This is a genomic window from Kitasatospora sp. NPDC017646 (genome assembly GCF_044329365.1).
Lineage (GTDB): Bacteria > Actinomycetota > Actinomycetes > Streptomycetales > Streptomycetaceae > Kitasatospora.
The window spans coordinates 127,811-149,415 of sequence record NZ_JBIRJC010000013.1; the positions used below are offsets into that span (position 1 = coordinate 127,811).

General features: G+C 68.1%; 34 protein-coding genes. All 34 read right to left on the bottom strand.

Going from position 1 to position 21,605, the window contains the following annotated elements; translation table 11 throughout:
- Positions 1–124: 124 nt before the first annotated feature.
- The 34 genes from glmM to rplD all read right to left on the bottom strand — a co-directional run bounded on the left by glmM (position 125) and on the right by rplD (position 21,603).
- Positions 125–1,489: a phosphoglucosamine mutase gene (gene glmM / locus ACH4J0_RS21670; protein WP_396242168.1), complete on the bottom strand. Its 1,365-nt coding sequence runs from the start codon at positions 1,487–1,489 to the stop codon at positions 125–127.
- A gap of 162 nt (positions 1,490–1,651) precedes the next feature.
- The gene (gene rpsI / locus ACH4J0_RS21675) at positions 1,652–2,161 is read right to left on the bottom strand and encodes a 30S ribosomal protein S9 (RefSeq protein WP_380418026.1); all 510 of its coding nucleotides are present in this window, start codon (positions 2,159–2,161) and stop codon (positions 1,652–1,654) included.
- Between the two features lie 45 nt (positions 2,162–2,206).
- On the bottom strand, positions 2,207–2,650 hold the full coding sequence (gene rplM / locus ACH4J0_RS21680) for a 50S ribosomal protein L13 (RefSeq protein WP_030055846.1): 444 nt from the start codon (positions 2,648–2,650) through the stop codon (positions 2,207–2,209).
- Between the two features lie 232 nt (positions 2,651–2,882).
- On the bottom strand, positions 2,883–4,541 hold the full coding sequence (locus ACH4J0_RS21685) for an ABC-F family ATP-binding cassette domain-containing protein (protein ID WP_396242169.1): 1,659 nt from the start codon (positions 4,539–4,541) through the stop codon (positions 2,883–2,885).
- Positions 4,542–4,582: 41 nt separating this feature from the next.
- The gene (truA, locus tag ACH4J0_RS21690) at positions 4,583–5,494 is read right to left on the bottom strand and encodes a tRNA pseudouridine(38-40) synthase TruA (protein WP_396242170.1); all 912 of its coding nucleotides are present in this window, start codon (positions 5,492–5,494) and stop codon (positions 4,583–4,585) included.
- Positions 5,495–5,583: 89 nt separating this feature from the next.
- Entirely contained in the window at positions 5,584–6,063 is a 480-nt protein-coding gene (rplQ, locus tag ACH4J0_RS21695) for a 50S ribosomal protein L17 (RefSeq protein ID WP_380418021.1), read from the bottom strand.
- Between the two features lie 127 nt (positions 6,064–6,190).
- Positions 6,191–7,213, bottom strand: coding sequence for a DNA-directed RNA polymerase subunit alpha (locus ACH4J0_RS21700; protein WP_030055844.1), 1,023 nt, complete (start codon positions 7,211–7,213; stop codon positions 6,191–6,193).
- Between the two features lie 148 nt (positions 7,214–7,361).
- Positions 7,362–7,769: a 30S ribosomal protein S11 gene (gene rpsK / locus ACH4J0_RS21705; protein WP_014136257.1), complete on the bottom strand. Its 408-nt coding sequence runs from the start codon at positions 7,767–7,769 to the stop codon at positions 7,362–7,364.
- Positions 7,770–7,841: 72 nt separating this feature from the next.
- The gene (gene rpsM / locus ACH4J0_RS21710) at positions 7,842–8,222 is read right to left on the bottom strand and encodes a 30S ribosomal protein S13 (RefSeq protein ID WP_097237495.1); all 381 of its coding nucleotides are present in this window, start codon (positions 8,220–8,222) and stop codon (positions 7,842–7,844) included.
- Between the two features lie 177 nt (positions 8,223–8,399).
- The gene (gene rpmJ, locus ACH4J0_RS21715; protein ID WP_003956441.1) at positions 8,400–8,513 is read right to left on the bottom strand and encodes a 50S ribosomal protein L36; all 114 of its coding nucleotides are present in this window, start codon (positions 8,511–8,513) and stop codon (positions 8,400–8,402) included.
- A gap of 33 nt (positions 8,514–8,546) precedes the next feature.
- Positions 8,547–8,768: a translation initiation factor IF-1 gene (infA, locus tag ACH4J0_RS21720; RefSeq protein ID WP_003956442.1), complete on the bottom strand. Its 222-nt coding sequence runs from the start codon at positions 8,766–8,768 to the stop codon at positions 8,547–8,549.
- Between the two features lie 194 nt (positions 8,769–8,962).
- Entirely contained in the window at positions 8,963–9,388 is a 426-nt protein-coding gene (gene mscL / locus ACH4J0_RS21725; RefSeq protein WP_396242171.1) for a large conductance mechanosensitive channel protein MscL, read from the bottom strand.
- 131 nt (positions 9,389–9,519) lie between these two features.
- The gene (gene map, locus ACH4J0_RS21730) at positions 9,520–10,359 is read right to left on the bottom strand and encodes a type I methionyl aminopeptidase (protein WP_207810345.1); all 840 of its coding nucleotides are present in this window, start codon (positions 10,357–10,359) and stop codon (positions 9,520–9,522) included.
- 116 nt (positions 10,360–10,475) lie between these two features.
- A complete protein-coding gene (locus tag ACH4J0_RS21735) occupies positions 10,476–11,129 on the bottom strand; it encodes an adenylate kinase (protein ID WP_396242172.1) in 654 nt (217 codons plus the stop codon).
- Positions 11,129–12,439, bottom strand: a complete 1,311-nt coding sequence (gene secY / locus ACH4J0_RS21740) for a preprotein translocase subunit SecY (protein WP_033352689.1) — start codon at positions 12,437–12,439, stop codon at positions 11,129–11,131. Before secY ends, ACH4J0_RS21735 begins: the two co-directional genes overlap by 1 nt.
- A 338-nt stretch (positions 12,440–12,777) precedes the next feature.
- The gene (gene rplO / locus ACH4J0_RS21745) at positions 12,778–13,230 is read right to left on the bottom strand and encodes a 50S ribosomal protein L15 (RefSeq protein WP_030280790.1); all 453 of its coding nucleotides are present in this window, start codon (positions 13,228–13,230) and stop codon (positions 12,778–12,780) included.
- 2 nt (positions 13,231–13,232) lie between these two features.
- Complete coding sequence (rpmD, locus tag ACH4J0_RS21750) at positions 13,233–13,415, bottom strand: 50S ribosomal protein L30 (protein ID WP_030055835.1); 183 nt, start codon at positions 13,413–13,415, stop codon at positions 13,233–13,235.
- Positions 13,415–14,035, bottom strand: coding sequence for a 30S ribosomal protein S5 (gene rpsE, locus ACH4J0_RS21755; RefSeq protein WP_207810342.1), 621 nt, complete (start codon positions 14,033–14,035; stop codon positions 13,415–13,417). Before rpsE ends, rpmD begins: the two co-directional genes overlap by 1 nt.
- Before the next feature lie 48 nt (positions 14,036–14,083).
- Entirely contained in the window at positions 14,084–14,467 is a 384-nt protein-coding gene (rplR, locus tag ACH4J0_RS21760) for a 50S ribosomal protein L18 (protein ID WP_030280785.1), read from the bottom strand.
- Between the two features lie 3 nt (positions 14,468–14,470).
- Positions 14,471–15,010, bottom strand: coding sequence for a 50S ribosomal protein L6 (rplF, locus tag ACH4J0_RS21765; protein ID WP_030280782.1), 540 nt, complete (start codon positions 15,008–15,010; stop codon positions 14,471–14,473).
- A gap of 22 nt (positions 15,011–15,032) precedes the next feature.
- A complete protein-coding gene (gene rpsH, locus ACH4J0_RS21770) occupies positions 15,033–15,440 on the bottom strand; it encodes a 30S ribosomal protein S8 (protein ID WP_030280781.1) in 408 nt (135 codons plus the stop codon).
- 287 nt (positions 15,441–15,727) lie between these two features.
- Positions 15,728–15,913 carry a type Z 30S ribosomal protein S14 gene (locus ACH4J0_RS21775; protein WP_030055830.1) on the bottom strand — a complete coding sequence of 62 codons (186 nt, stop codon included), beginning with the start codon at positions 15,911–15,913 and terminating at the stop codon, positions 15,728–15,730.
- 4 nt (positions 15,914–15,917) lie between these two features.
- Positions 15,918–16,487: a 50S ribosomal protein L5 gene (gene rplE, locus ACH4J0_RS21780; protein WP_030280779.1), complete on the bottom strand. Its 570-nt coding sequence runs from the start codon at positions 16,485–16,487 to the stop codon at positions 15,918–15,920.
- Complete coding sequence (rplX, locus tag ACH4J0_RS21785) at positions 16,487–16,798, bottom strand: 50S ribosomal protein L24 (protein WP_030263484.1); 312 nt, start codon at positions 16,796–16,798, stop codon at positions 16,487–16,489. The genes rplE and rplX overlap by 1 nt, the downstream gene beginning before the upstream one ends.
- A 15-nt stretch (positions 16,799–16,813) precedes the next feature.
- Positions 16,814–17,185, bottom strand: coding sequence for a 50S ribosomal protein L14 (gene rplN / locus ACH4J0_RS21790; protein ID WP_030232481.1), 372 nt, complete (start codon positions 17,183–17,185; stop codon positions 16,814–16,816).
- A 99-nt stretch (positions 17,186–17,284) separates the two neighbouring features.
- A complete protein-coding gene (gene rpsQ / locus ACH4J0_RS21795; protein ID WP_030280777.1) occupies positions 17,285–17,557 on the bottom strand; it encodes a 30S ribosomal protein S17 in 273 nt (90 codons plus the stop codon).
- Positions 17,557–17,781: a 50S ribosomal protein L29 gene (gene rpmC / locus ACH4J0_RS21800; protein WP_030232478.1), complete on the bottom strand. Its 225-nt coding sequence runs from the start codon at positions 17,779–17,781 to the stop codon at positions 17,557–17,559. The genes rpsQ and rpmC overlap by 1 nt, the downstream gene beginning before the upstream one ends.
- Complete coding sequence (gene rplP, locus ACH4J0_RS21805) at positions 17,781–18,200, bottom strand: 50S ribosomal protein L16 (protein ID WP_030300385.1); 420 nt, start codon at positions 18,198–18,200, stop codon at positions 17,781–17,783. Before rplP ends, rpmC begins: the two co-directional genes overlap by 1 nt.
- 5 nt (positions 18,201–18,205) lie before the next feature.
- On the bottom strand, positions 18,206–19,030 hold the full coding sequence (gene rpsC, locus ACH4J0_RS21810) for a 30S ribosomal protein S3 (RefSeq protein ID WP_396242173.1): 825 nt from the start codon (positions 19,028–19,030) through the stop codon (positions 18,206–18,208).
- Positions 19,030–19,377 (bottom strand): 50S ribosomal protein L22, encoded by a 348-nt coding sequence (gene rplV / locus ACH4J0_RS21815; protein WP_030280773.1) that lies wholly within the window; start codon positions 19,375–19,377, stop codon positions 19,030–19,032. The genes rpsC and rplV overlap by 1 nt, the downstream gene beginning before the upstream one ends.
- Before the next feature lie 55 nt (positions 19,378–19,432).
- On the bottom strand, positions 19,433–19,714 hold the full coding sequence (rpsS, locus tag ACH4J0_RS21820) for a 30S ribosomal protein S19 (RefSeq protein WP_030280772.1): 282 nt from the start codon (positions 19,712–19,714) through the stop codon (positions 19,433–19,435).
- 11 nt (positions 19,715–19,725) lie between these two features.
- Positions 19,726–20,562 carry a 50S ribosomal protein L2 gene (rplB, locus tag ACH4J0_RS21825; RefSeq protein WP_030280770.1) on the bottom strand — a complete coding sequence of 279 codons (837 nt, stop codon included), beginning with the start codon at positions 20,560–20,562 and terminating at the stop codon, positions 19,726–19,728.
- A 46-nt stretch (positions 20,563–20,608) separates the two neighbouring features.
- Positions 20,609–20,926: a 50S ribosomal protein L23 gene (gene rplW / locus ACH4J0_RS21830; protein ID WP_030280768.1), complete on the bottom strand. Its 318-nt coding sequence runs from the start codon at positions 20,924–20,926 to the stop codon at positions 20,609–20,611.
- Positions 20,926–21,603, bottom strand: a complete 678-nt coding sequence (gene rplD / locus ACH4J0_RS21835; protein ID WP_270146474.1) for a 50S ribosomal protein L4 — start codon at positions 21,601–21,603, stop codon at positions 20,926–20,928. The genes rplW and rplD overlap by 1 nt, the downstream gene beginning before the upstream one ends.
- Between the last annotated feature and the right edge of the window lie 2 nt (positions 21,604–21,605).

Below are 21,605 nucleotides of genomic sequence, written 5' to 3' on the forward strand. Positions count from 1 at the left end.
CCCCGGTGCGCCGCTGGGGGTGCCCCCCCCGCGGCGCGGGGGCCTGGGCGCCCAACCCGGGGCGGGCCCCCCCCGCCCCCCCCCCCCCCCCGCGGGGGGGGGGGCCCCCCCCCCGCGCCGGGGCTCAGCCCAGGTGGGTGCGCACCGCCTCGGCCAGTCGCTGGGCGACCGTCTCGGCCTGCGCCGGGTCGGCGGCCTCGACCATGACCCGCACCAGCGGCTCGGTGCCGGAGGGACGCAGCAGCACCCGGCCGGTGGCGCCCAGCTCGGTCTCGGCCGCGGCGACGGCGGCGGCCAGCTCGGTGCTGGTCCTCACCCGGCTCTTGTCGACGCCCTTGACGTTGACGAGCACCTGCGGCAGACGGGTCATCACGGCGGCCAGGTCGGCCAGCGGCTGCTTGGTGGCGGCCAGTCGGGCGCCCAGCATCAGACCGGTCAGGGTGCCGTCGCCCGTGGTGGCGTGGTCCAGCAGGATGACGTGGCCGGACTGCTCGCCGCCCAGCGCGAAGCCGTGCTCCTTCATCGCCTCCAGCACGTAGCGGTCGCCGACGGCGGTCTCCACCAGGTCGATGCCCTCGCGCTCCATCGCCAGCTTGAAGCCGAGGTTGGACATCACGGTGGCCACCGCGGTGTTGCGGCGCAGGGTGCCGGCCTCCTTCATGGCGACGGCGAGGATGGCGATGATCTGGTCGCCGTCCACCTCGTTGCCCTCGGCGTCGGCGGCCAGGCAGCGGTCGGCGTCGCCGTCCAGGGCGATGCCGAGGTCGGCCTCGTGCTCCTTCATCGCGGCGCGCAGCCGGTCGAGGTGGGTGGAGCCGACACCGTCGTTGATGTTGAGGCCGGTGGGCTCGGCGCCCAGGGTGTGCACGACCTCGGCGCCGGCCCGCGCGAAGGCCTCGGGGGCGACGTAGGCGGCGGCGCCGTGGGCGCCGTCGATGACGACCTTGATCCCGTCCAGGCGGTTGGGCAGCACGCCGATCAGGTGGGCGACGTACTTGTCGAAGCCCTCGGTGTACTCGCGCACCCGGCCGACGGCCGCGCCGGTCGGACGGTTCCAGTCCTCGCCGCCGACGGTGTGCTTGTGGTAGTGCGCCTCGATGGCGTCCTCGATCCGGTCGTCCAGCTTGTGGCCGCCGCGGGCGAGGAACTTGATGCCGTTGTCCGGCATGGCGTTGTGGCTGGCGGACAGCATCACGCCGAAGTCGGCGCCGAGCGCGCCGGTGAGGTACGCGACGGCGGGGGTGGGCAGCACGCCGACCCGCAGGACGTCGACGCCGGAGCTCGCCAGGCCGGCGATGACCGCGGCCTCCAGGAACTCGCCCGAGGCACGGGGGTCACGGCCGACCACCGCGACCGGCCGGTGCCCGTCGAACGCGCCGGCCTCGCCGAGCACGTGGGAGGCCGCCACCGACAGGCCGAGCGCCAGCTCCGCCGTCAGGCCCTCGTTGGCCACACCGCGTACGCCGTCCGTACCGAAGAGTCGTCCCACTGTCCCGTCCTCCATCACCATGCTCGGAACCCACCGATGATCCCGGCCGCCGCACGTTAGCCGGGGAACACGTCGCCCCGGAGTACACGAGGTACTCCGGGGCGACGGTTTGCGCAACCAGGGGGTGCGCCGCCAGGGCGGACCGCACCCCCGGGGACGCGATTAGCGCTTGCTGTACTGCGGCGCCTTGCGGGCCTTCTTCAGACCGGCCTTCTTGCGCTCGACGGCGCGGGCGTCACGGGTCAGGAAGCCGGCCTTCTTGAGGGCGCCGCGGTTGTTGTCCACGTCGGCCTCGTTCAGGGCACGGGCCACGCCGAGGCGCAGCGCGTAGGCCTGGCCGGAGACGCCGCCACCGCTGATGCGGGCGACGACGTCGTAACGGCCGTCCAGCTCCAGGAGCTTGAAGGGCTCGTTCACGGTCTGCTGGTGCACCTTGTTCGGGAAGTAGTCCTCGAGGGTGCGACCGTTGATCTTCCACTGGCCGGTGCCGGGGACGATGCGCACGCGGGCGATCGCCTCCTTGCGACGGCCGAGGCCGGCGCCCGGGGTGGCCTCGCCGAAGCGGCCGGCCAGCGACTCGGAGGTGTAGCTCTCCTCGGAGGTGTACTCGCCCTCGACGGCCTCAACGGCCTCGTCGAAGTCGACCTCAAGGGTTTCAGTGGTCTCGGCCACGGTGTTCCTCAGCTCTTTTCAGTGTTGGGGGGCTTGGTGGCCGAATTACTGCGCGACCTGGGTGATCTCGAACGGCACCGGCTGCTGGGCAGCGTGGGGGTGCTGGTCGCCCGAGTAGACCTTGAGCTTCGAGAGCATCTGACGGCCCAGGCTGTTCTTGGGGATCATGCCCTTGATGGCCTTCTCGACGGCCTTCTCCGGGTTGTTCGCCAGCAGGTCGTCGTAGCGCACCGAACGGAGACCGCCCGGGAAGCCCGAGTGGCGGTAGGCCAGCTTCTGGGTCTTCTTGTTACCGGACAGGTGCACCTTGTCGGCGTTGATGATGATGACGAAGTCACCAGTGTCAACGTGCGGCGCGTAGATCGCCTTGTGCTTGCCCCGGAGGAGGTTGGCGGCCTGGGAAGCCAGGCGGCCGAGCACGACGTCGGTCGCGTCGATGACGTGCCACTGACGCTGGACGTCGCCGGGCTTGGGGCTGTACGTACGCACGGTCGTAGCCTTCGCTTTTCAGTGAGTGAGTCCTGACAGGAGCACCCGGACGGAAGAGCAGCCTGGCCAACCTTGGACGCAATTCAAGGGGGACCGCTGGTCGTCGACCTGATGTCTCCGGCGTACCGACCTCTCACGTGAGATAGAGCGAGCCAATACGCACATCAAGCGTCCAGGTTACCGGGCGGGCGGGAAGCGGTCAAAAATCGCCCGCCGCCCCTCCCGCCGTCACTCAGCGTTCGCGTTCGACCCGGGTGACGTCCCAGACCGGCTCGGGCGACTCGAAGACCCGCCCGTCCGCGCCGAACACCAGGAAGCGGTCGAAGGTCCTGGCGAACCAGCGGTCGTGGGTGACGCACAGCACCGTGCCGTCGAAGGCCTCCAGCCCGGCCTGCAGCGCCTCGGCGCTCTCCAGGTCCAGGTTGTCGGTCGGCTCGTCGAGCAACAGGGCCGTCACACCGGAGAGTTCGAGCTTGAGGATCATCAGCCGGGCCTGCTGCCCGCCGGACAGCGACTCGAACTTCTGCTCCTCCTGGCGGTCCAGCTCGTACCGGCGCAGCGCGCCCATCGCGGCGCCGCGGCTGAGCGCGTGCTCCTCCTCGACGATCGACCGGACGGTGCGGCCGAACAGCTCCGGGTGGGCGTGGGTCTGCCGGAAGTGACCGGGGACGACCCGGGCGCCGAGCTTCCAGTCGCCGGTGTGCTCGACGGTGGTGTCACCGGCCAGCAGCCGCAGCAGGTGCGACTTGCCGGCGCCGTTGGCACCCAGCACCGCGACCCGCTCGCCGTAGAAGACCTCCAGGTCGAAGGGCTGCATCAGGCCCGTGAGCTCCAGCCGCTCCATGGTGAAGGCGCGCACCCCGGTGCGCCCGCCCTTGAGCCGCATGGTGATGGTCTGCTCGCGCGGCGGCGCCTCCGGCGGGCCGGCGTCCTCGAACTTCTTCAGCCTGGTCTGGGCGGCCGCGTAGCGGGAGGCCATCTCGTGGCTGACGGCGGCGGCCTGGCGCAGGGTGACGACCAGCTTCTTGAGCTTGGCGTGCTCCTCGTCCCAGCGGCGGCGCAGCTCCTCGAAGCGCTCGAAGCGGGCCTTGCGGGCCTCGTGGAAGGTGTCGAAGCCGCCGCCGTGCACCCAGACGCTGCTGCCGGCGCCGCCGGACTCCACGCTGATGATCTTGTCGGCGGTGCGGGAGAGCAGCTCGCGGTCGTGCGAGATGAACAGGACGGTCTTCGAGGTGGCCTTGATGGCCTCCTCCAGCCAGCGCTTGGCCGGGACGTCCAGGTAGTTGTCGGGCTCGTCGAGCAGCAGCACCTCTTCGGGGCCGCGCAGCAGCGCCTCCAGCACCAGCCGCTTCTGCTCGCCGCCGGAGAGGGTGTTCAGACCGCGCCACTGGGCCTTGTCGAAGGGCACGCCCAGGGCGGCCGTGGTGCAGACGTCCCAGTCGGTCTCGTAGTCGTAGCCGCCGACGTCCGCCCAGTCGGAGAGCGCCTGGGCGTAGGCCATCTGCGTCTTCTCGTCGTCCTGGGCGATCATCGCCAGCTCGGCCGCGTCCACCGCGCGGGCCGCCCTGGCGATCCGCTCGGGGGCGACCGAGACCAGCAGGTCGCGCACCGAGGCGTCGGCCGGCAGCGCGCCCGGGGTGGCGGACTGGTCCTCTCGGCCGGTGGTGCCGACGAACTGGCGCATCACGCCCAGCCCGCCGCTGATCGTCACCGAGCCGCCATGCGGCTGGATGTCCCCCGCGATCATGCGCAGCAGGGTGGTCTTGCCCGCCCCGTTGGCGCCGACCAGGGCGACCGCGGCGCCCTCGCCGACCCGGAAGGACGCGTCGTCGAACAGCACCCGCCCGTCCGGCAGGTAGTACTCCAGGTGCGAAATCTCGACGTGTCCCATGGGAAGGATTGTCCCAAGCGCACGCCCCGGGCCAAAACGGATTACGAAGCGGCGGGCTGACCGGGCAGGGTGCGCATCCGCCGGGCCTGGCGGTTCCGCTCGGCGAGCTGGTCGTCCGGCGGGTAGCCGACCTCCTCCAGGGTCAGCCCGTACGGCCGGATCACGTTGACGGCCGAGTTGCGGACCCCGCCGGCCAGCACCTCGCCGGGGAACTCCACCGGCCGGTGCCCGTCGCCGACCAGCAGCATCGCGCCGACCAGCGCCCGGACCATGTTGTGGCAGAAGGCGTCGGCCCGCACGGTCGCCACCGCGAGGGTGCCCTCCTGGCTCGCGTAGGTGTCCACCGGGACGCGGTCCCAGTGCAGCTCCAGCAGGGTGCGGATGGTGGTGGCGCCCTCGCGCTTCTTGCAGTACGCGGCGAAGTCGTGCTCGCCGAGCAGCAGCTCCGCGGCCGCGTTCATCCTCTCCACGTCCAGCGGCCGGTCGTGCCAGAGCACGTGCCCGCGCAGCAGCGGGTCGACCCCGCCGGGGTGGTCGGCGACCCGGTACGCGTACCGGCGCCAGATCGCCGAGAAGCGGGCGTCGAACCCGGCGGGCGCCTCGCCGACCCGGTAGATCCGGACGTCCCCGGGCAGCCGCCCGGCCAGCCGGCGCAGCAGCTTCTCCCGGTGCGCCTCCCACAGCTCGGCCGGCAGGTCGACGTGGGCGACCTGGCCGCGGGCGTGCACCCCGGCGTCGGTGCGCCCGGCCACGGTCAGCGGGAAGAGCTCCGGGCTGCGGGTGACGATCTGCAGCGCGGTCTCGATCTCCTCCTGGACCGTCCGGCGGCCGCCCTTCTGGCGGGCCCAGCCGGAGAACTCGGCGCCCTGGTAGGCGAGGTCGAGCCGGACCCGGACGTACCCGTCGGCCGGGCCGTCCTTCACCGGCGGCTGCTCGGCGCAATCGTTGACCACTGCTTCTCTTCTCCCGGGGACCTCGGAAACAAGGAACGGGCCCGCTCCCCCGGTGAAGGGAGAGCGGGCCCGCGACACACCTAGAGGTGTCAGGCCTGCTCGGCGGCCTCGGCCTCGTCGGCCTTGGTCTCCACGGCGGCGGCCTCGTCGGCCTCCTTGACGGCGCGCTTGGTGGCGGCCTCGGCCTCGCCGACGGCGGTCTGCGCGACGGTCAGCGCCTCGACCAGCTCGATCACGGCCATCGGGGCGTTGTCGCCACGACGGGGACCGATCTTGGTGATGCGGGTGTAGCCACCCGGGCGGTTCTCGTAGCGCGGCGCGATCTCGGTGAAGAGGGTGTGCAGCACCGAGACGTCGGTGATGGTCTTGCGCACCAGGCGACGGTTGTGGATGTCGCCCTTCTTCGCCTTGGTGATCAGCTTCTCCGCCAGCGGGCGCAGGCGGCGGGCCTTGGCCTCGGTGGTGGTGATGCGGCCGTACTGGAACAGCTCACGGGCCAGACCGGCGAGCAGCAGCGGCTCGTGGTGCGGGCCACCGCCCAGACGGGCACCCTTGGTGGGACGCGGCATGGAATTACTCCTCGAATCTCCGACTGCGGCCGTACCAGGTACCGCAGCGGGCGTACGGGCACTGTGCCCGTACGGCTTTCACGACGACGGGGGCGGTTCCGGGGAACCGCCCCCGCGGTCAAGTCTCTCAGTACTGCTCGGTCTCCGCGTAACCCGCGTCGTCCAGGTCGTCGGCGCCGAAGGCGTCGGCGGCGGCGGTCGGGTCGAACCCGGGCGGGCTGTCCTTGAGGGCCAGGCCCATGCCGGCCAGCTTCGCCTTGACCTCGTCGATCGACTTCGCACCGAAGTTGCGGATGTCGAGCAGGTCGGCCTCGGAGCGGGCGACGAGCTCACCCACGGTGTGGATGCCCTCGCGCTTGAGGCAGTTGTAGGAGCGGACCGTGAGCTCCAGCTCCTCGATCGGCAGCGCCAGGTCGGCGGCCAGGGCGGCGTCCGTCGGGGACGGGCCCATGTCGATGCCCTCGGCGTCGATGTTCAGCTCGCGGGCGAGGCCGAACAGCTCCACCAGGGTCTTGCCGGCCGAGGCCATGGCGTCGCGCGGACGCATGGCGGGCTTGGTCTCGACGTCGACGATCAGCTTGTCGAAGTCGGTCCGCTGCTCGACACGGGTGGCCTCGACCTTGTAGGTGACCTTCAGCACGGGGCTGTAGATCGAGTCGACCGGGATGCGGCCGATCTCCTGGCCCGAGGCCTTGTTCTGGACGGCGGAGACGTAGCCGCGACCGCGCTCGACGGTCAGCTCCATCTCCAACTTGCCCTTGCCGTTGAGGGTGGCGAGGACCAGCTCGGGGTTGTGCACCTCGACACCCGCCGGCGGGGCGATGTCGGCGGCGGTGACGACACCCGGGCCCTGCTTGCGCAGGTACATCACGACCGGCTCGTCGTGCTCCGAGGAGACGACCAGCTGCTTGATGTTGAGGATGAGGTCGGTCACGTCCTCCTTGACGCCCGGCACGGTGGTGAACTCGTGCAGGACGCCGTCGATGCGGATGCTGGTGACAGCGGCACCCGGGATCGACGACAGGAGCGTGCGGCGCAGGGAGTTGCCGAGGGTGTAGCCGAAGCCCGGCTCCAGCGGCTCGATCACGAACCGCGAGCGGAACTCGTCGACGACCTCTTCGGTCAGCGAGGGACGCTGAGCGATAAGCATGAGGGGATTTCCTCCAGTTGTCTTCGGCACCCACTATTTGATGCCGACAGGACCAAGAGTACGGGGTCCCGCACGCAGTGTCTGAACCGACTGCTGTGGGACCCCGTACCAGGTTTCAAGCGTTACCCGCGTGCCCGAAGGCGCTGCGTCAGACGCGGCGGCGCTTCGGCGGACGGCAGCCGTTGTGCGGGGTGGGGGTGACGTCCTGGATCGAGCCGACCTCCAGGCCGGTGGCCTGGAGCGAACGGATCGCGGTCTCGCGGCCGGAGCCCGGACCCTTCACGAAGACGTCGACCTTGCGCATGCCGTGCTCCTGCGCGCGACGGGCAGCGGCCTCGGCGGCCATCTGCGCGGCGAACGGGGTGGACTTGCGCGAGCCCTTGAAGCCGACGTGGCCGGCGGAGGCCCAGGAGATCACGTTGCCCGAGGGGTCGGTGATCGAGACGATCGTGTTGTTGAACGTGCTCTTGATGTGCGCGTGGCCGTGAGCGACGTTCTTCTTTTCCTTGCGGCGGATCTTCTTCGCGCCGGCAGCCTGACGACCCTTGGGGGGCATAAGTCTGTTCTCCTACTGAGGTGGTCGGTCCGCTGACCCGCGGGCCGGAGGGATGTCCGGTTACGGGACGGACTACTTCTTGCCCGGCTTCTTCTTGCCGGCGATCGCGCGACGCGGGCCCTTGCGGGTACGCGCGTTGGTGTGGGTGCGCTGGCCGCGGACCGGCAGGCCACGGCGGTGACGCAGACCCTCGTAGCAGCCGATCTCGACCTTGCGGCGGATGTCGGCGGCCACCTCACGGCGGAGGTCACCCTCGACCGTGTAGTTGGCGTCGATGTACTGGCTCAGCTTGACCAGGTCTTCCTCGGAGATGTCGCGAACGCGGACATCCGGGTTGACGCCGGTCTCGGCGAGGGTCTGCTGGGCGCGGGTACGGCCGATGCCGTACACGTAGGTGAGGGCGATCTCGATCCGCTTCTCACGGGGGAGATCAACGCCGGCGAGGCGTGCCATTCAAGGCTCCTGTGGTTCTTCAGAGGTCTGGCGTGCCACCTACTCCTTCGCCTCTCGACGATGGAGCCCCGGCCTCTGACCGGGGGCGGCAGTCCGTCCCGCTTCGGGACGGATCGGGTGACCCGCTTATGACGTTTTCGCGTCGCGCGAAGTACTACGAGAAATGCTGGGGAGAGATCAGCCCTGGCGCTGCTTGTGGCGCAGGTTGTCGCAGATCACCATGACCCGGCCGTGGCGGCGGATCACCTTGCACTTGTCGCAGATCTTCTTGACGCTCGGCTTGACCTTCATGTTTCAGGTTCTCCGGGTCTAGATCTGACGTTCTTACTTGTAGCGGTAGACGATCCGGCCGCGCGTGAGGTCGTAGGGGCTGAGCTCCACGACGACCCGGTCGTCCGGCAGGATGCGGATGTAGTGCATGCGCATCTTGCCACTGATGTGCGCGAGGACCTTGTGACCGTTCTGCAGCTCGACCTTGAACATCGCGTTCGGAAGAGACTCGATCACGGTGCCCTCGATCTCAATGGCGCCTTGCTTCTTAGCCATGAACTGCGAGATCCACCTTCCGGGACCGGCTACCGTATGCGGAACGCTCGTGCGAACCTGGGTTCACCCCAGCCCCGAGGGGAAGAGGGCGTGCTGAAGCACGCTACGAGTGAGCCGACGGTCCATCCTACGCCAGCGCGCCCCGCGGTCCAAAACGGGGGTACCGGAAGGAGTCCGCCGTCACACCGCGCGCCTCAGACGCCGGTGGAGACGGTCAGCGGCTCGACGTGGGCGGTGCAGGCCGAGCAGCGGCGGGCGGCCTGGGGGATCTCGGTCAGGCATTCGGGGCAGGGGCGCTTCGGGGCCTTCGGCTTCTTCGGCAGGTAGCGCTCGGTGGCCTTGGTGATGGGCAGCACGACGCAGAAGTACAGCACCGCGGCCGTCATCACGAACGCGATCACCACGTTCAGGAACTGGCCGTACGGGAAGGTCACCCCGGCGACGGTCGCCTTGTACGAGCTGAAGTCGCCGGCCGCGCCGACCACCACGCCGACCAGCGGGGTGAGGAACGCGGACACGAAGCCGGTCACCACCGCGGTGAACGCGGCGCCGATGACCACACCGACGGCCATGTCGACGACGTTGCCGCGCATCATGAAGTCGCGGAATCCCTTGAGCACGTGCTCTCTCCTGCTCGCTCGTAAGCCGTTGCTGCCACTACCAGCCGATAAAAATAGGACAAAAGCCCCGGGGGCCCAAACCCCCAGGGCCCTGATCCCCTGTCAGGAACGGCGGTCCGCCGCCGCGACGACTAGGCCAGCGGGTCCGGAGCCGCGGTGATACCCAGCTTGGCGAGTTCGGCCTTGCCGCCGTCGAAGGCGGTCAGCACCAGCGGGCCCTGCTCGGTGACGGCCACCGAGTGCTCCCAGTGCGAGGCCCAGGTGCCGTCGTTGGTGACGACCGTCCAGTCGTCCTCCAGGACGGTGGTGTGCGGGGTGCCCAGCGAGACCATCGGCTCGATCGCCAGCACGGTGCCGGGGACGAGCTTCGGGCCCTTGCCGCGGCCGCGCTCGACGTAGTTCAGCACGTGCGGCTCCATGTGCATCGCGGTGCCGATGCCGTGGCCGCCGTAGCCCTCGGTGATGCCCCACTTGCCCTTGGGCGGCAGCGGCTGGCGGCGGATGTAGCCCTCGATCGCCTTGGAGACGTCCACCAGGCGGTTGTTCTTCTTCATCTGGGCGATGCCGGCCCACATCGAGCCCTCGGTCACCCGGCTCAGCATCTCGACCTCCGGGCGGACCTCGCCGACCGCCACGGTGATCGCCGAGTCGCCGTGCCAGCCGTCCAGGATGGCGCCGCAGTCGATCGAGATGACGTCACCCTCCTGCAGTACCCGGTCGCCCGGGATGCCGTGCACGACCTCGTTGTTCACCGAGGCGCAGATCACCCCGGGGAACCACAGGCCACCGTGGTGGGCGCGGAAGTTCGAGGTGGCGCCGTGGTCGGTGATCACCTTGTCGGCGATGTCGTTGAGCTCCTGGGTGGTCACCCCGGGAGCGACCGCCTCGCGGCAGGCCTTCAGGGCCTCGGCGACGACCAGCCCGGCCGCTCGCATCTTCGCGATCTGCTCGGGGGTCTTGATCTCCACCATCAGGGTCACGCCTTCCAAGTCCGGATTACCACTGCCTACCACCGTACGACGCCGAAACGGCCGGGCCGCCCGCTCCACGGGCGCCCCGGCCGTACGTCGTACCTCGCTGAGGGACCTCAGCCGTTCTGCTTCAGCGCCTCGATCGCGCGCTGGGTGACCTCGTCCACCTTGCCGAGGGCCGGAATGGTCACCAGGAGGCCCTGCTCCTTGTAGTAGCCGATGATCGGCTCGGTCTTGGAGTGGTACTCCTCCAGCCGGACCCGCACGGCCTCCTCGGTGTCGTCCGAGCGCTGGTAGAGCTCGCCACCGCACTCGTCGCAGACGCCCTCGACCTTCGGCGGGTTGTAGGCGACGTGGAAGACGTGGGTGTCGTTCTTGCGGCACAGGCGACGGCCCGCGATCCGCTTGACGACCTCGTCCTCGGGGACCTCCAGGTCCAGCACACCGTCCAGCTTGATGCCCTGCGCGGTGAGGAACTCGTCCAGCGCCTCGGCCTGGCCCAGGTTGCGCGGGAAGCCGTCGAGCAGGAAGCCGTTGGCGGCGTCCTCCTGGAGCATCCGGTCCTCGGCCATCCCGATGGTCACCGAGTCCGGGACCAGCCGACCGCCGTCGATGTACGACTTCGCCTCGAGCCCCAGCGGGGTGCCCTGGCTGATGTTCGTACGGAACAGGTTGCCGGTGGAGATATGGGGGATGGACAGGGTCGCGGCGAGCAGGTGCGCCTGAGTACCCTTCCCGGCCCCGGGAGGACCAACGAGGACGATACGCATCAGCGGAGGAACCCTTCGTAATTGCGCTGCTGGAGCTGGCTCTCGATCTGCTTCACAGTTTCGAGTCCGACGCCGACGACGATGAGCACGCTGGTGCCGCCGAACGGGAAGTTGGTCTGCTGTCCGAAGGCGACCAGGGCGATCATCGGGATCAACGCGATCAGGCCCAGGTAGAGCGAACCCGGCCACGTGATACGGGTCAGCACGTAGTTCAGGTACTCGGCCGTCGGCCGGCCGGCCCGGATGCCCGGGATGAAGCCACCATACTTCTTCATGTTGTCGGCAACTTCTTCGGGGTTGAAGGAGATGGCGACGTAGAAGAAGGCGAAGAAGACGATCAGCAGGAAGTACGTCGCCATGTAGATCGGGTGGTCGCCCTTGACGAAGTTCTGCTTGATCCACACCGCCCAGCCCGCCTGGCTGTTGGTCAGCTGGACCACCAGGGCGGGGATGTACAGCAGCGACGAGGCGAAGATGACCGGGATGACACCGGCCTGGTTCACCTTGAGCGGGATGTAGGTCGAGGTGCCGCCGAACGCACGGCGGCCGATCATCCGCTTCGCGTACTGGACCGGGATCCGGCGCTGGGCCTGCTCGACGAAGATGACCAGCATCACGACGATGACGCCGACCGCGACCACGGAGAGGAACTCGACCCAGCCGCCGCCGATGGTGCCGGACTGCTTGATGGCCCACATCGAGGACGGGAACTGCGCGGCGATCGAGGTGAAGATCAGCAGCGACATGCCGTTGCCGATGCCGCGGTCGGTGATCAGCTCGCCCAGCCACATGATGACCGTGGTGCCGGCCGTCATCGTGACGACCATGACCGCGATCCGGAACACCGAGGTGTCCGGCACGATCTGGTTGGCCAGCGGGCAGCCCGAGAACAGCGCACCGCTGGAGGCCGTCGCCACGATGCCGGTGCCCTGGAGCACGGCGAGCGCGATGGTCAGGTAGCGGGTGTACTGGGTGATCTTCGCCGTGCCGGCCTGGCCCTCCTTCTTCAGCGCCTCGAGTCGCGGGATGACGACGGTGAGGAGCTGGAGGATGATGCTCGCCGTGATGTACGGCATGATGCCGAGGGCGAAGATCGTCAGCTGGAGGAGCGCGCCACCGCTGAACAGGTTGACGAGTCCGAAGAGGCCGTTGTTCTTGGTCTCCTTCACGCACTCGTTCACGGCCGTGAAGCTCACGCCCGGGATCGGAATGTGCGAGCCCAGCCGGAACAGCACCATGATGCCCAGCGTGAACAGCAGCTTCTTGCGCAGGTCGGGCGTCTGGAACGCCCGCGCGAACGCACTGAGCACGGTGCCTCCTGCGCCTCCCGCGCGTCGTCGGCGGGAGGGTCGGTCCTGGAATGGGGAGTTTGCGGTTCGGGCTCCCGTACAGACGGCACAGGCGAGCCTACGCGCAGCCTACAAGGGAACTCCACGGACTCTAACAGTGCGCGGCCACTCGAAAGAAGCGCGTACGGCCGCTCCCCCACTCACGGGGGTACGGGATGCCCGGTTTTGCCACACAAAAGAACGAGGGCCGGTGCCGCCGGATTTCGGCTCCGGAGTGAAAGGGCCGGTAAAAGCACGAGCCCCGCACCTCCCGGAGGAGGTGCGGGGCTCGAAGCCGGTTGTCGGCGGGTTCAGCGGGCTCAGACGAGCTCGGTGACCGTACCGCCGGCGGCCTTGATCTTCTCGGCGGCGGAGCCGGAGACGGCGTCGACCGTCACCTGCAGCGCAACCGAGACCTCGCCGGTGCCGAGCACCTTGACGAGGGAGTTCTTGCGAACCGCGCCCTTGGCGACCAGGTCCTCGACCGTGACCTCGCCACCCTGCGGGTAGAGCTCGGCCAGCTTGTCCAGGTTCACGACCTGGAACGTGATCTTGAACGGGTTCTTGAAGCCCTTCAGCTTCGGCAGACGCATGTGGAGCGGCATCTGGCCACCCTCGAAGCGCTGCGGAACCTGGTAGCGGGCCTTGGTGCCCTTGGTACCACGACCGGCGGTCTTACCCTTGGAGCCCTCACCACGACCCACGCGGATCTTGTCGGTCTTGGCACCCGGGGCGGGACGCAGGTTGTGGATCTTGATCGGGTTGTCGCCCATGATCAGTCCACCTCCTCAACCGTCACCAGGTGACGGACCGTGTGGGCCATCCCGCGGATCTCGGGACGGTCCTCCTTCACCACGACGTCGTGCATGCGCTTGAGACCGAGCGAACGCAGGGTGTCACGGTGGTTCTGCTTGCTGCCGATGTACGACTTGGTCTGCGTGATCTTCAGGCGAGCCATCAGGCGCTCACCCCAGCAGCACGCGCCCGCAGCAGAGCGGCGGGGGCCACGTCCTCCAGCGGCAGGCCACGACGGGCGGCGATCTCCTCGGGGCGGACGAGGCCCTTCAGAGCAGCCACGGTGGCGTGCACGATGTTGATCGCGTTGTCCGAGCCGAGCGACTTCGACAGGATGTCGTGGATGCCGGCGCACTCCAGGACGGCACGCACCGGACCACCGGCGATAACACCGGTACCGGGGGCGGCGGGCTTCAGCAGCACGACGCCGGCGGCCTTCTCACCCTGAACCGGGTGGGGGATGGTGCCCTGGATACGGGGGACGCGGAAGAAGTTCTTCTTGGCCTCCTCAACACCCTTGGCGATGGCGGCCGGAACCTCCTTCGCCTTGCCGTAACCGACACCCACGGTGCCCTCGCCATCGCCCACCACGACGAGCGCGGTGAAGCTGAAGCGACGGCCACCCTTGACAACCTTGGCGACACGGTTGATCGCGACGACGCGCTCGACGTAAGCGGTCTTCTCGACAGCCTGGGCGTTGCCCTGACCGTCACGCTTACGGTCGCGCCGCTCGCCACCCGTGCCGCGACCGGCGCCGCCTTCGCGGCGCTGGGGTCCAGCCATTGGAATTACCTCTCTCGTTTACGTCCGTCGACAGAGTCGACGAGCGGCTTAGAAGTCGAGCCCGGCCTCGCGGGCCGCGTCCGCCAGGGCGGCGATGCGGCCGGCGTACCGGTTGCCCGCGCGGTCGAAGACGACCGACTCGATGCCGGCGGCCTTGGCGCGCTCGGCGACCAGGCTCCCGACCTTCTTGGCCAGCTCGGTCTTGTCGCCCTCGGCGCCCTTGATGGACACGTCGAGGGTGGACGCCGACGCCAGGGTGTGACCCTTGGCGTCGTCGATGACCTGGGCGACCATGTGACGGTTCGAGCGCGTCACGACGAGACGCGGACGCACCTCGGTGCCGACGACGCGCTTGCGAACGCGGATCGCGCGGCGCTTGCGAGCGGCGCTCTTGTAGGCGTTGCCCTTGCCGATCTTGACAGAGACACTCATCGCTTACTTACCACTCTTTCCGACCTTGCGGCGGATGACCTCGCCCGCGTACTTGACACCCTTGGCCTTGTACGGGTCGGGCTTGCGCAGCTTGCGGATGTTCGCGGCGATCTCGCCGACCTTCTGCTTGTCGATGCCGTCCACGTGGAACTTGGTGGGCGACTCGACGACGAAGGAGATGCCCTCCGGCGCGGTGATCAGGATCGGGTGGCTGTAGCCCAGCGCGAACTCCATGTCGGAGCCCTTCGCCGTGACTCGGTAGCCGACACCGCTGATCTCCAGCGACTTGCGGTAGCCCGCGGTCACGCCGGTGATCATGTTCGCCACCAGCGTGCGGGTCAGGCCGTGGAGGGCCTTCGAGCGACGCTCGTCGTTCGGGCGGGTGACGAGCACGGTGCCGTCCTCGCCCTTGCCGATCTCGATCGGCTCAGCGACAACGTGGGTGAGGGAACCCTTGGGGCCCTTCACCGCGACCGTCTGGCCATCGATGGTGACGTCCACGCCAGCGGGGACCTGGATGGGCAGCCGTCCAATGCGCGACATTGCTGTACCTCCGTTTCCCGAATTACCAGACGTAGGCGAGAACTTCTCCGCCTACGCCCTTCTTGGCGGCCTGCTTGTCGGTCAGGAGGCCGGACGACGTGGAGATGATCGCCACGCCCAGGCCGCCGAGCACCTTCGGCAGGTTGGTGGACTTTGCGTAAACGCGCAGACCCGGCTTGCTGATGCGCTTGATGCCGGCAATGGAGCGCTCACGGTTGGGGCCGAACTTGAGCTCGATGGTCAGCTTCTTGCCGACCTCGCCCTCAGCGGGCTCCTCAACCTTGTAGGAGGAGATGTAACCCTCCTGCTGCAGGATCTGGGCGACGTGCGCCTTGATCTTGCTCGCCGGCATCGCCACGGAGTCGTGGTACGCCGAGTTCGCGTTACGCAGACGCGTGAGCATGTCTGCGATGGGGTCGGTCATGGTCATGATGGCCTCAGGCCTCTCTCGCCGTGGTTTCTCCGCGCCAGGTCCCCCTTCCGCACTCTCGCGAGTTCGTCAGGGGCACAAGCGCAGGGGACCTGCGACGTAGTAAGACTGGGTGCGAGCCCTCCCTGAAGAGGGCCACGGACGTCCATGGGGAAGCCGTGGCAGGGGGCCCGACCCCACTACCTTACGGGAATCCGTACGGCAGCCCAAAAACGGGCCGTGTGGGATCGGGCACCTCTGCTTCGCTGGCTGTGTGCCTAGAGTTCTGGCCCTCTACGGGGAGAGGACTACCAGGAGCTCTTGGTCACGCCCGGCAGCTCGCCGCGGTGCGCCATCTCACGGAGGCAGACACGGCAGAGGCCGAACTTGCGGTACACCGAGTGCGGACGGCCGCAGCGCTGGCACCGGGTGTAGGCCCGGACGCCGAACTTCGGCTTGCGCTCGGACTTCGCGATGAGGGACTTCTTCGCCATTGGCTCACGCCTCCTTGAACGGGAAGCCCAGAGCGCGCAGGAGCGCCCGGCCCTCGTCGTCGGTCTGAGCGGTGGTCACGACGGTGATGTCCATACCGCGCTGACGGTCGACCTTGTCCTGGTCGATCTCGTGGAACATAACCTGCTCGGTCAGACCGAAGGTGTAGTTGCCACGGCCGTCGAACTGCTTCGGGGAGAGACCACGGAAGTCACGGATTCGCGGCAGGGCCAGCGAAACCAGACGGTCCAGGAACTCCCACATGCGGTCACCGCGGAGGGTGACGTGGGTGCCGATCGGCTGGCCCTCGCGCAGCTTGAACTGCGCGATGGACTTGCGAGCCTTGGTCACGGCCGGCTTCTGACCGGTGATCGCGGTCAGGTCGCGGATCGCGCCCTCGATCAGCTTGCTGTCACGGGCGGCCTCGCCGACACCCATGTTGACCACGACCTTGACCAGGCCGGGGATCAGCATGACGTTCTCGTACGAGAACTGCTCCTGCAGCTGGCCCTTGATCTCGGAGTTGTAACGCTCCTTGAGGCGGGGGGCCACCTTCTCAACAGTCGTCTCAGACATCAGATGTCCTCACCGGTCCGCTTGGCAACGCGGATCTTGTTGCCCTGGTCGTCGAAGCGGTAGCCGACGCGGGTGACGACCTTCTTGCCGTCCTTCTCCACGACCAGCTGGACGTTGGAGACGTGCACCGGGGCCTCGACGGTCACGATGCCACCCTGGGTACCCGGACCGGGCTTGGTGTGCTTCTTGACCCGGTTGACACCCTCGACCAGGACCTTGTTCTCAGCCGGCATGGCCTGGATGACCTTGCCCTGCTTGCCCTTGTCCTTGCCGGTGATGACCTGGACCAGGTCACCCTTCTTGATCTTCATGCTGTTCGCCATGGGTTAGAGCACCTCCGGCGCCAGCGAGATGATCTTCATGAACTTCTTGTCGCGCAGCTCGCGGCCGACCGGGCCGAAGATGCGGGTGCCACGGGGGTCACCCTCGGTGTTCTTCAGCACGACAGCGGCGTTCTCGTCGAAGCGGATGTACGAGCCATCCGGACGACGACGCTCCTTGACGGTGCGGACGACGACGCACTTGACGACGTCACCCTTCTTCACCGAACCACCGGGGATCGCGTCCTTGACGGTCGCGACGATGACGTCCCCGATTCCGGCGTAGCGGCGACCGGAGCCACCGAGAACACGGATGCAAAGGATCTCCTTGGCACCAGTGTTGTCGGCAACACGCAGTCGCGACTCCTGCTGGATCACAGCTTTCTCCTGATCGTCAACGAGAGTCGACGGGCCGGCCGCTGCTCACACCGGCGTCCTGGGACCCGGTGCACATACGGCCGTACCACATCGGCTTCGTTACTTGGCCTTCTCGAGGATCTCGACGACGCGCCAGCGCTTCGTCGCGGACAGCGGGCGGGTCTCCGCGAGGAGGACCCGGTCGCCCACGCCGCACGCGTTCTGCTCGTCGTGCGCCTTCAGCTTGTTCGTACGGCGGATGACCTTGCCGTACAGAGCGTGCTTGACGCGGTCCTCGACGGCGACGACGACGGTCTTGTCCATCTTGTCGCTGACGACGAGACCCTCACGGGTCTTGCGGAAACCGCGCGTCTCGTTGGTGTTCTCAGTCATCAGGCGTTCTCCACCGTCTCGATGCCCAGCTCGCGCTCGCGCATCAGGGTGTAGATCCGCGCGATGTCCTTGCGGACGAGCTTGAGCCGTCCGTGGTTGTCGAGCTGCCCGGTCGCCGCCTGGAAGCGGAGGTTGAACAGCTCCTCCTTGGCCTCGCGCAGCTTGGCAACGAGACCCTCGTTGTCCAGCGAGCGAAGCTCAGCAGCCTTGGTAGCGGCCGACATCAGCTCTCACCGTCCTCGCGCCGGACGATCCGGCACTTCATCGGCAGCTTGTGCGCGGCGCGGGTGAGCGCCTCGCGAGCAACCTTCTCGTTCGGGTACGACAGCTCGAACATGACCCGACCCGGGTGCACGTTCGCGATCCACCACTCCGGCGAACCCTTACCGGAACCCATGCGGGTCTCGGCCGGCTTCTTGGTGAGCGGGCGGTCCGGGTAGATGTTGATCCAGACCTTGCCGCCACGACGGATGTGACGGGTGATCGCGATACGAGCGGACTCGATCTGACGGTTCGTCACGTAGGCCGGGGTCACGGCCTGGATGCCGAACTGGCCGAACGCCAGCTCGGTGCCACCCTTGGAAGCGCCACGGCGCTTCGGGTGGTGCTGCTTGCGGTGCTTGACCCGACGGGGGATCAGCATTGGGGTCAGGCCTCCGTTCCGGTGTTCTCAGCAGCCGGAGTCTCGACGGCCGGAGCCGCGGGGGCCTCGGCAGCGGCGGGACGACGGCCACGGCCACCGCGCTCGCCACCACGGCGCTCGCCACCGCGGGCGGGACGACCACCCTCGGGACGGGCCGGGCGGTTGCCCGAGCGGGCAGCGGCGTTCTCAGCGCGGACCTCGGCGATGTTCTTGACGTCGCCCTTGTAGATCCAGACCTTCACGCCGATGCGGCCGAAGGTGGTCTTGGCCTCGAAGAAGCCGTAGTCGACGTTCGCACGCAGGGTGTGCAGCGGCACGCGACCCTCGCGGTAGAACTCCGAACGGCTCATCTCGGCGCCGCCGAGACGACCGGAGCACTGGACCTTGATGCCCTTGGCGCCGGACTTCATGGTGCCCTGCATCGACTTGCGCATGGCACGACGGAAGGAGACGCGGGAGGACAGCTGCTCCGCGACGCCCTGAGCCACGAGCTGGGCGTCCAGCTCGGGGTTCTTGACCTCGAGGATGTTCAGCTGGACCTGCTTGCCGGTCAGCTTCTCGAGGTCGCCGCGGATGCGGTCGGCCTCGGTGCCACGGCGACCGATGACGATGCCGGGGCGGGCGGTGTGGATGTCGACGCGGACGCGGTCGCGGGTGCGCTCGATCTCGACCTTGGAGATGCCGGCGCGCTCCATGCCCTTCGTCATCATGCGACGAATGGCAACGTCTTCCTTGACGTAGTCCTTGTACAGCTTGTCGGCGTACCAGCGGGACTTGAAGTCCGTGCTGATGCCGAGGCGGAACCCGTGCGGGTTAACCTTCTGGCCCATTACCGGGTCCCTTCCTTGCTGCTGACGACCACGGTGATGTGGCTGGTCCGCTTGCGGATCCGGTAGGCACGGCCCTGGGCACGCGGGCGGAACCGCTTCAGGGTCGGACCCTCGTCAACGTACGCCTCGGAGATGTAGAGGTCGTCCACGTTGGAGTGGTTGTAGTTGTGCGCGGCGTTGGCGATGGCGCTGTCGAGCACCTTGCCGACCGGCACGGTGGCTGCCTGCGGAGCGAAACGCAGGACGGCCTGGGCCTCCGTGGCATTCATGCCACGGATGAGGTCCACCACGCGGCGGGCCTTCATGGGCGTCACGCGGATGTACCGCGCCTGTGCCCTGGCTTCCATGGTTGTCCCCTTAATGGAGTAAGTCATTGAGTCTTTTTGGCGCGCAAGCTCAGGCTTAGCGACGCTTCGACTTCCGGTCTTCCTTGACGTGGCCGCGGAAGGTGCGGGTCGGAGCGAACTCGCCGAGCTTGTGGCCGACCATCGACTCGGTGACGAACACCGGGACGTGCTTACGGCCATCGTGAACCGCGATCGTGTGGCCGAGCATGCTCGGGGAGATCACGGAACGACGGGACCAGGTCTTGATGACGTTCTGGGTACCCGCCTCGTTCTGAGCGTCCACCTTCTTGATGAGGTGGCCGTCGATGAAGGGGCCCTTCTTGAGACTGCGCGGCATCTGACCTGCTCCTAGCGCTTCTTGTTGGTCTTGCGGCGGCGCACGATGAGCTTGTCCGACGCCTTGTTCGGGCGACGGGTACGGCCCTCGGGCTTACCCCACGGCGAGACCGGGTGGCGACCACCGGAGGTCTTACCCTCACCACCACCGTGCGGGTGGTCGATCGGGTTCATGGCGACACCACGCACGGTCGGGCGGACGCCCTTCCAGCGCATGCGGCCGGCCTTGCCCCAGTTGATGTTCGACTGCTCGGCGTTGCCGACCTCGCCGACGGTGGCGCGGCAGCGCGCGTCCACCAGGCGGATCTCACCGGAGGGCATGCGCAGGTGCGCCATGCGCCCCTCACGGGCGAGCAGCTGGATGCCGGAACCGGCGGAGCGGGCCAGCTTGGCACCGCCACCGGGACGCAGCTCCACCGCGTGGATGGTGGTACCGACCGGGATGTTGCGCAGCGGCAGGTTGTTGCCCGGCTTGATGTCGGCGCCAGCGCCGTTCTCGATCCGGTCACCCTGCGCGATGCCGCGCGGCGCGATGATGTAGCGCTTCTCGCCGTCCGCGTAGTGCAGGAGCGCGATGCGCGCGGTGCGGTTCGGGTCGTACTCGATGTGCGCGACCTTGGCCGGCACGCCGTCCTTGTCGTGACGACGGAAGTCGATCACGCGGTAGGCGCGCTTGTGACCGCCACCCTGGTGGCGAGCGGTGACACGACCGGCGTTGTTGCGGCCGCCCTTGCTGTGCAGGGGGCGAACCAGCGACTTCTCCGGGGTGGACCGCGTGATTTCTACGAAGTCGGCCACGCTGGAGCCACGACGGCCCGGCGTAGTCGGCTTGTACTTGCGGATGCCCATTTGGCTCTCTCGTCCTCGTCCTAATCGACGATCACGATCTCCTGATTCAGGAGACCGGACCACCGAAGATGTCGATGCGGTTGCCCTCGGCCAGCGTCACGATGGCGCGCTTGGTGTCCTTGCGCTTGCCAAAGCCCGTCTTGGAGCGCTTGCGCTTGCCCTGACGGTTGATCGTGTTGACAGCCTCGACCTTGACCGAGAAGACCGCCTCGACGGCCTGCTTGATCTGGGTCTTGTTGGCGCCCGGCGACACGATGAACGTGTACTTGTTCTCGTCGAGGAGCGAGTAGCTCTTCTCGGAGATGACCGGCTTCACCAGGACGTCACGGGGGTCCGTGAACGTCTTGCTCGTAACGTCGCTCATCAGGCGGCGCTCCCTTCGAGCTCGCCCTCAGCGGCAACGGCCTTGGCGGACGCGGCCGGACCGGCCACGAAACGCTCGAAGGCGGCCTGGGTGAAGACCACATCGTCGGAGACGAGCACGTCGTAGGTGTTCAGCTGACCGGCGTCCAGGATGTGCACGTTCGGCAGGTTGCGAGCGGACTTGAGGCCCAGCTCGTCCGAACGCTCGACGACCAGGAGGACGTTCTTGCGGTCGGTGATCTTGCCGAACAGGCCCTTGGCGGCCTTGGTCGACGGCGCCTCGGTCGCGGTCACGCCGGTGACGACGTGAATGCGGTTGTGGCGGGCCCGGTCGGTGAGCGCACCGCGCAGGGCGGCGGCGATCATCTTCTTCGGGGTCCGCTGCGAGTAGTCGCGCGGCACGGGACCGTGCACGACGCCACCGCCGGCGAACTGCGGCGCACGGGTCGAGCCCTGACGGGCGCGGCCGGTGCCCTTCTGGCGGTACGGCTTCTTGCCGCCACCGCGGACCTCGCCGCGAGTCTTGGTCTTGTGGGTGCCCTGACGGGCCGCAGCGAGCTGCGCCACGACGACCTGGTGCATCAGCGGAACGCTGACCTTCGCGTCGAAGATCTCGGCCGGCAGCTCGATGCTGCCGGTCTTGTCGCCAGCCGGCGACAGGATGTCAATGGTGCTCATAT

Coding starts and splice junctions, on each gene's coding strand:
- ACH4J0_RS21685 (WP_396242169.1), bottom strand. CDS start 4,541: ATGGGACACGTCGAGATTTCGCACCTGGAGTACTACCTGCCGGACGGG.
- rplQ (WP_380418021.1), bottom strand. CDS start 6,063: ATGCCGCGTCCCACCAAGGGTGCCCGTCTGGGCGGTGGCCCGCACCAC.
- ACH4J0_RS21700 (WP_030055844.1), bottom strand. CDS start 7,213: ATGCTTATCGCTCAGCGTCCCTCGCTGACCGAAGAGGTCGTCGACGAG.
- rpsK (WP_014136257.1), bottom strand. CDS start 7,769: ATGCCCCCCAAGGGTCGTCAGGCTGCCGGCGCGAAGAAGATCCGCCGC.
- rpsM (WP_097237495.1), bottom strand. CDS start 8,222: ATGGCACGCCTCGCCGGCGTTGATCTCCCCCGTGAGAAGCGGATCGAG.
- rpmJ (WP_003956441.1), bottom strand. CDS start 8,513: ATGAAGGTCAAGCCGAGCGTCAAGAAGATCTGCGACAAGTGCAAGGTG.
- infA (WP_003956442.1), bottom strand. CDS start 8,768: ATGGCTAAGAAGCAAGGCGCCATTGAGATCGAGGGCACCGTGATCGAG.
- map (WP_207810345.1), bottom strand. CDS start 10,359: ATGGTGGAGATCAAGACCCCCGAGCAGATCGCGAAGATGCGAGCGGCC.
- ACH4J0_RS21735 (WP_396242172.1), bottom strand. CDS start 11,129: ATGCGTATCGTCCTCGTTGGTCCTCCCGGGGCCGGGAAGGGTACTCAG.
- rplO (WP_030280790.1), bottom strand. CDS start 13,230: ATGGGCGACAACCCGATCAAGATCCACAACCTGCGTCCCGCCCCGGGT.
- rpmD (WP_030055835.1), bottom strand. CDS start 13,415: ATGGCTCGCCTGAAGATCACGCAGACCAAGTCGTACATCGGCAGCAAG.
- rpsE (WP_207810342.1), bottom strand. CDS start 14,035: ATGGCTGGACCCCAGCGCCGCGAAGGCGGCGCCGGTCGCGGCACGGGT.
- rplR (WP_030280785.1), bottom strand. CDS start 14,467: ATGAGTGTCTCTGTCAAGATCGGCAAGGGCAACGCCTACAAGAGCGCC.
- rplF (WP_030280782.1), bottom strand. CDS start 15,010: ATGTCGCGCATTGGACGGCTGCCCATCCAGGTCCCCGCTGGCGTGGAC.
- rpsH (WP_030280781.1), bottom strand. CDS start 15,440: ATGACCATGACCGACCCCATCGCAGACATGCTCACGCGTCTGCGTAAC.
- ACH4J0_RS21775 (WP_030055830.1), bottom strand. CDS start 15,913: ATGGCGAAGAAGTCCCTCATCGCGAAGTCCGAGCGCAAGCCGAAGTTC.
- rplE (WP_030280779.1), bottom strand. CDS start 16,487: ATGTCTGAGACGACTGTTGAGAAGGTGGCCCCCCGCCTCAAGGAGCGT.
- rplX (WP_030263484.1), bottom strand. CDS start 16,798: ATGAAGATCAAGAAGGGTGACCTGGTCCAGGTCATCACCGGCAAGGAC.
- rpsQ (WP_030280777.1), bottom strand. CDS start 17,557: ATGACTGAGAACACCAACGAGACGCGCGGTTTCCGCAAGACCCGTGAG.
- rpmC (WP_030232478.1), bottom strand. CDS start 17,781: ATGTCGGCCGCTACCAAGGCTGCTGAGCTTCGCTCGCTGGACAACGAG.
- rplP (WP_030300385.1), bottom strand. CDS start 18,200: ATGCTGATCCCCCGTCGGGTCAAGCACCGCAAGCAGCACCACCCGAAG.
- rpsC (WP_396242173.1), bottom strand. CDS start 19,030: ATGGGCCAGAAGGTTAACCCGCACGGGTTCCGCCTCGGCATCAGCACG.
- rplV (WP_030280773.1), bottom strand. CDS start 19,377: ATGGAAGCCAGGGCACAGGCGCGGTACATCCGCGTGACGCCCATGAAG.
- rpsS (WP_030280772.1), bottom strand. CDS start 19,714: ATGCCGCGCAGTCTCAAGAAGGGCCCCTTCATCGACGGCCACCTCATC.
- rplB (WP_030280770.1), bottom strand. CDS start 20,562: ATGGGCATCCGCAAGTACAAGCCGACTACGCCGGGCCGTCGTGGCTCC.
- rplW (WP_030280768.1), bottom strand. CDS start 20,926: ATGAGCGACGTTACGAGCAAGACGTTCACGGACCCCCGTGACGTCCTG.
- rplD (WP_270146474.1), bottom strand. CDS start 21,603: ATGAGCACCATTGACATCCTGTCGCCGGCTGGCGACAAGACCGGCAGC.